The sequence below is a fragment of the Paenimyroides ummariense genome (genome assembly GCF_900115115.1).
GTDB lineage: Bacteria > Bacteroidota > Bacteroidia > Flavobacteriales > Flavobacteriaceae > Flavobacterium > Flavobacterium ummariense.
In genome coordinates this window covers 23268-29371 of the sequence record NZ_FOVI01000034.1, presented here as the reverse complement: position 1 = coordinate 29371, position 6104 = coordinate 23268, and the positions used below count along the sequence as shown (strand labels likewise).

Here is a 6104-nt window from a genome sequence, read left to right as displayed (position 1 = left end):
ACCTCAAGTTAACAAAATTTGAGGACAATAAAAAAAATCCCCGACAAAAAACATGTCGGGGATTATACCAAAGACCTTTTTAGACAGCCTCTTTTGTTATTTAATACTTTCAAAATTTCGTTTAACAAAAGCAGTTAATTCTTCGCCTTTTAATAAACCTTGTGCCAATTTTGCCAAGTCTAAAGCTTGTTTAACCAAGTTGCTTTTTGTTTCTTCGTTACTTTCGTTTAATATTTTCGACGCAATTTCAGAATTTGTATTTACAATTAAGTTGTACGAATCTGGGAAACTGCCAAACATTGCATTACCGCCCATTGCCTGCATTTCTTTCATACGGCGCATAAATTCTGGTTGCGTAATCATAAAAGGTTCGGCGTTGCTGTCTAAAGCTTCGGTTTGAATATTGTAACTTTTGTTTGCAATGGTAGTTTCAATAAACTCTTTAAGCTTTTTTGTTTCGTCTTCACTTAATTTCGATATAACTTCATCATCTTTCTTAATTAAATTATCGATAGAATCAGCATCAACTCGAGAAAAAGTTATATCCTGATTGTCCATTTCTAATTTCTGAATCAAGTGTGATACAATTGGCGAATCTAACAACAAAACTTCATATCCTTTTGCTTTTGCATTGGCAATATAGCTGTGTTGCGCATCTTTGTTAGATGCGTATAAAAGAACCGTTTTACCGTCTTTATTTGTTTGGTTAATTTTCGCTTTCTCTTTTAACTCTTCCCAAGTATAAAACACATTATCAACGGTTGGGTACAAAACAAAATCTTTCGATTTTTCGTAGAATTTATCTTCACTCAACATACCGTATTCCAACACAATTTTAATATCGTTCCATTTTTGTTCAAAAGCTGCACGGTCTTCGTTGAATAATGATTTTAGTTTATCGGCAACTTTTCTTGTAATGTAGTTCGATATCTTCTTAACATTTCCATCCGCCTGTAAATATGAACGAGAAACGTTTAGTGGAATATCCGGCGAATCAATAACACCTTTTAGCATTGTTAAAAATTCTGGAACAATTCCTTCTACATTATCGGTTACAAAGACCTGATTTTGATATAATTGAATTTTATCTTTCTGAATGCTTAAATCGCCCGATAATTTTGGGAAATACAGAATTCCGGTTAAATTGAACGGATGATCTACATTTAAATGGATGTGAAACAAAGGATCATCGAACTGCATTGGATACAATTCCCGATAAAAATTTTTGTAATCTTCGTCTGATAAATCGCTTGGTTTCTTTGTCCATGCCGGGGTTGGATTATTGATAATTACATCAACCACAACTTCATTATTGCCTTCTTTTTCTGTTTTAGTTCCGAATTTAATCGGGATAGGCATGAACTTATTATATTTATTAAGTAATTCTTGAATTTTATGATTTTCTAAAAATTCGGTAGAATCATCGGCAATATGAAGAATAATTTCTGTACCTCGATCGGTTTTGTTTGATGGTTCCAAGGTAAATTCCGGAGATCCGTCACACGTCCAATGAACTGCCGGTTCATCTTTATACGATTTTGTAATGATTTCAACCTTACTTGCAACCATAAATGCTGAGTAAAATCCTAAACCAAAATGACCAATAATTCCTGAATCTTTAGCAGAATCTTTGTACTTATCTAAAAATTCTTCGGCTCCCGAAAAAGCTACTTGGTTAATGTATTTTTCAACTTCTTCGCCTGTCATACCCAATCCTTGATCGATAATATGAAGCGTTTTATTTTCTTTATCAACCTTAACTTCAATTTTAGGATTACCATATTCTACAGCGGTTTCGCCGATCGTTGTTAAATGTTTTAGCTTTAAAGTAGCGTCGGTTGCATTACTAATTAATTCACGTAAGAAGATTTCGTGATCGCTGTATAAAAATTTCTTTATCAACGGAAAAATATTTTCAACCGTTACATTAATTTTACCTGAAGTCATATTTTTGTACTTATTGTTTTAAATTATATGGCAATAAATAGTCAAAATAAATACCAAACTAAAAAATATGACAAAAAGACATAAAAAAAATCATGCAAAATTAATTTCAGGCACAAATTTTGTTAATTTTGAAATATAAAATATATAATTATGAAAAAGGTCTTAGCAATAGGAATTTTATCGTTAGCAATGTTTTCATGTAAAACATCAACGAACACTAAAAATGATGTTCCTACTCAAATTAAATTAAAAGGAGAGTGGACGTTAATTAATGTAAGTTATCCATCTGGATACAAAGTAACATCTTTCAATGTTGCCGATGCAAAATGTTTTGAAGGTAGCCAGTGGAAATTTGTATCGAACAATAACACCGGCACAGTTACTTTAAACAACAACAGTGCTAATTGTCCGCAATATAATTCTAAAATTATATGGAACATTAAGCAAGATACATCTTTCAACTTAAAGTTCATCGGTGATGATAAAGCTAAACACGTAACAACAGGTTACAATTTAACAGCCTCAAATGTAACAGATACAACTTTTGAATTAATTGATAATTCTACAGAAGCTACTATTGTATATTCATTCGTAAAAAACAACAAATAGAAAAATAATTAAGTTATGAAAAAATTAAATGTATATGTATTAAGTACTGCACTTTTAGCAGGATCTTTTTTAACTAGTTGTAATACGGTTAAAAATGCAAATAATACGCAGAAAGCTGCTGTAGTAGGTGCTACTGCAGGTGCTGTTTTAGGTGGTGTTCTAGGTAACAACGTTGGTAGCAAAAATAATAGTGCTTTAGGTGCTGTTTTAGGTGGAGTTATTGGTGGTACTGCTGGTGCAATCATTGGTAAAAACATGGATAAGCAAGCACAACAAATTGAGACTGCTTTACCAGGTGCAACTGTTGAACGAGTAGGTGAAGGTATTAAAGTGGTATTAAACGAAAATACAGTAAACTTTAACTTTGATTCTGCGGAATTAACTTCAACTGCAAAAGGTAATTTAGATAAAATTGCAAAAGTTTTAATTGATAATCCTAAAACTTTAATAACTATTTACGGTTATACAGATAGTGTTGGTAAAGATGAGTACAATATGAAATTGTCTCGCAGCCGCGCAAATGCTGTAAAATCTTATTTAGGTACAAAAGGAATTGGTGTAAAAAGAATAACTGCACAAGGAATGGGTGAGGCAGATCCAATTGCATCAAACGATACAAAAGAAGGACAAGCAAAAAACCGTCGTGTTGAATTTGGAATTGTAGCTAATGAAGACATGATTGACGATGCAAGAAAAGAAGCAGCACGTTATTAAAAAAATATAAATTTTTATTATTAGAGCAGAGTTTTTATTGAAACTCTGCTTTTTTTGATATAAGTACAAAATAATTAGTAATTTAGAAAACTTTTTTAAAACATCGTAAAAACCTAACCAATGAATAAAAATTTCCTACAGCTAAAAAAAATATCTAGCTGTTTAATTTTAGCGACTCTTTTATTAACGGGGAGTAATATTTCTGCAGTAAATACCATAAATAATAATCATAACCAGGTAAAAAATGATTTACCAAAACCAAAGTTTCTAAATGGATTTGGAACTTTTATGGTGGATTTTAAGAATTTGAATGTATCTGTTTCTGAATTCACTAATAATTTAAATGATTATTTTGGTTTAGATAATTTTCACAGATTTGAATTGATTAATGAAAAGCATGATTCACAAACTGGGTTTACAACTTATAGTTATCAGCATTTTTATAAAGATGTTAAAATTAACGGAGATATAATTTTTATAAATTCAAAAGAAGGAAAATTACAATTTGTAAATGGACAGGTGCTTAATATAAAAGATTTATCAACTTCTGGTTCAATCAGCGAAGAAAAACTTAAAAGTATTGCTTACGAAGATTTTGGTAGAAAAGAAAATATAAAAGAAAGTAAAGTAGAAACATATATTTTAAAACACCAAACAAGTGATAAAGATGTAGTTTTAAAATTAGTAAACAAAATTAACCTTACAAGTTTCAATCCAATAAAGAGTGTCGATTTTATTATAGATGCCCAAACCGGCGAAATAGTATCGCAAATTGATAAAGTTATGCATGCTGATACGCCAAGTTCAAGTGCAACTTATTTTAGAGGTACCAAAAGTATTACCGTAGATTCTTATAGTGGAGGTTATAGGTTAATGGATAACGCTAGAAAAATTAGAACAATGAATGGTTCGCAAGTAAATTGGAATCTAAATGCTAACGGAACTTTTTCAGGTTTTTCAGAATATACAAATTCATCACCTAATTATACAGCAACAAATAGTAAACCAGCAGTTGAAGTACATTGGGGAATGATTCAGACATACGATTATTATAAAAATATACATAATAGATTAAGTTTTGATGATAATAATCATTCTATCCATAATTATTACGATGCAGGAAATTTTTTAGGTACAGATGAAAATGCGGGCGCGTTTGATGAAATGTTAGGTAATAATCTTTATAACGGAATGTTTTATGGGAATGGTGGTAACACTATGCATCCAATTGTAGCACTTGATGTTGCGGGGCACGAATTTACACACATGGTTGTTAACAGAAATGGTAATGGCGGTTTAGATTATCAAGGAGAGTCTGGAGCTTTGAACGAATCTTTTGCCGATATTTTTGGAACTGCAATTGAATTTTATGTTAATGATAATCCAAACTGGACAATAGGCGAAGGTATTTTTAGAAGTAATATCAATTACAATTATTTTAGAAGTATGAGCGATCCAAACACAACACCTCCGTTTTTTGCACCCAACCAGCCAGATACTTATCAAGGAAATCATTGGGCAAGTACAACTTCATCTTTTGATAATGGAGGTGTACACATAAACAGCGGTGTTGGTAACCATTGGTTTTATTTGCTAAGTGTAGGCGGAATGGGAATAAATGATTTAGGAAATAACTATTACGTTAATCCAATAACCATTCAAAAAGCAGAAAAAATAGCTTATAAAGCTTTGACAACAGGATTAACACCAACTGCTACTTATTTAGATGCTTATAATGCTACTATAGCTGCTGCAATTACTTTATACGGAGCAAATTCTAACGAATGGGAACAAGTTGTGAATGCTTGGTATGCTGTAGGAATTGGCGATGCACCCGCATCAACAAAAAATTACGAAATGCAACTTAAATTAAAAGTGTATCCAAACCCAACAACAGGTGATGAAGTTACTATTGAGTCTGCATTAGATTCAGCTACAACAGTTGAAATGTTCGATTTAACCGGTAAAAAAGTTTTAACACCTACTTTGTTGCAGAACAGAACTACTTTAAATGTCGCTACATATAAAACAGGAATGTACATTTTAAAATTTAAATCAAATCAAGGAGAATATTCTCATAAATTAATGATTAAATAAATAAAATTTAATATTTTTAAGTAAAATAAGGTTAGCGATTTTCGTTAACCTTTTTAATTTTATATACAGATGGATTTTAATATAGCTTCAGATCACTGGGAATTACTTGATTTACTTAAAGCAGTAACTTCGTTGCTTATAGGTATGATTTTAGGTGCCGAACGGGAACTTAAAGATAAAGCGGCTGGTTTTAGAACCATTACTTTGATTTGTTTAGGCAGTACGCTTTTTTCGTTACTATCATATAAATTAGGTATGGGCGAATCGGAAGATGCTACGCGTATTGCGTCGTATGTGGTAAGTGGTATAGGTTTTTTGGGTGCCGGAGTTATCTTTAAAGACGGTTTTACGATTAACGGTTTAACTACGGCAAGTATCATTTGGATTGCCGCTGCTATTGGTATGAGTGTGGGTTTTGGTCAGTTTTATACCGCTTTTACTTTTTTAGGAGCCGGCTTTGTGATTATTCATTTGGGTGGATATATCAATAAAAAACTGCTTACCATGATTTCTTTAAAAAATATCGAATTACATATTGATAAAGAAGATTATAAAAGTCGAAAAGAATTAGAATCAGCAATAAATAATTTCTGTAAAAGAATTGAATTACGCCAGATCGAAGAACATAACAGCATAATAATTCTTCATTACGAATGTAAGGTTTACACTAAAAAGGTGTTGGATCTTGAAAATTATCTTGTGTACAATAAATACATCAACAGTTTTAAAATGTAGAT

General features: G+C 31.5%; 5 protein-coding genes. 4 read left to right on the top strand and 1 reads right to left on the bottom strand.

Annotated elements, in window-relative coordinates; translation table 11 throughout:
* Positions 1-96: 96 nt before the first annotated feature.
* Positions 97-1947 (bottom strand): molecular chaperone HtpG, encoded by a 1851-nt coding sequence (gene htpG / locus BM253_RS15580; RefSeq protein ID WP_091526145.1) that lies wholly within the window; start codon positions 1945-1947, stop codon positions 97-99.
* Positions 1948-2097: 150 nt separating this feature from the next.
* Here htpG and BM253_RS15575 point away from each other — a divergent pair, with 150 nt between their 5' ends.
* The 4 genes from BM253_RS15575 (at position 2098) to BM253_RS15560 (ending at position 6102) form a co-directional block, all read left to right on the top strand.
* Positions 2098-2556 carry a lipocalin family protein gene (locus BM253_RS15575; protein WP_091526142.1) on the top strand — a complete coding sequence of 153 codons (459 nt, stop codon included), beginning with the start codon at positions 2098-2100 and terminating at the stop codon, positions 2554-2556.
* 15 nt (positions 2557-2571) lie between these two features.
* On the top strand, positions 2572-3270 hold the full coding sequence (locus BM253_RS15570; protein WP_091526140.1) for a YiaD family glycine zipper/OmpA-like lipoprotein: 699 nt from the start codon (positions 2572-2574) through the stop codon (positions 3268-3270).
* Positions 3271-3390: 120 nt separating this feature from the next.
* Positions 3391-5367 carry a M4 family metallopeptidase gene (locus tag BM253_RS15565; RefSeq protein ID WP_091526138.1) on the top strand — a complete coding sequence of 659 codons (1977 nt, stop codon included), beginning with the start codon at positions 3391-3393 and terminating at the stop codon, positions 5365-5367.
* 69 nt (positions 5368-5436) lie between these two features.
* Positions 5437-6102 carry an MgtC/SapB family protein gene (locus tag BM253_RS15560; protein WP_091526136.1) on the top strand — a complete coding sequence of 222 codons (666 nt, stop codon included), beginning with the start codon at positions 5437-5439 and terminating at the stop codon, positions 6100-6102.
* Positions 6103-6104: the final 2 nt, after the last annotated feature.

Coding starts and splice junctions, on each gene's coding strand:
- htpG (WP_091526145.1), bottom strand. CDS start 1,947: ATGACTTCAGGTAAAATTAATGTAACGGTTGAAAATATTTTTCCGTTG.
- BM253_RS15575 (WP_091526142.1), top strand. CDS start 2,098: ATGAAAAAGGTCTTAGCAATAGGAATTTTATCGTTAGCAATGTTTTCA.
- BM253_RS15570 (WP_091526140.1), top strand. CDS start 2,572: ATGAAAAAATTAAATGTATATGTATTAAGTACTGCACTTTTAGCAGGA.
- BM253_RS15565 (WP_091526138.1), top strand. CDS start 3,391: ATGAATAAAAATTTCCTACAGCTAAAAAAAATATCTAGCTGTTTAATT.
- BM253_RS15560 (WP_091526136.1), top strand. CDS start 5,437: ATGGATTTTAATATAGCTTCAGATCACTGGGAATTACTTGATTTACTT.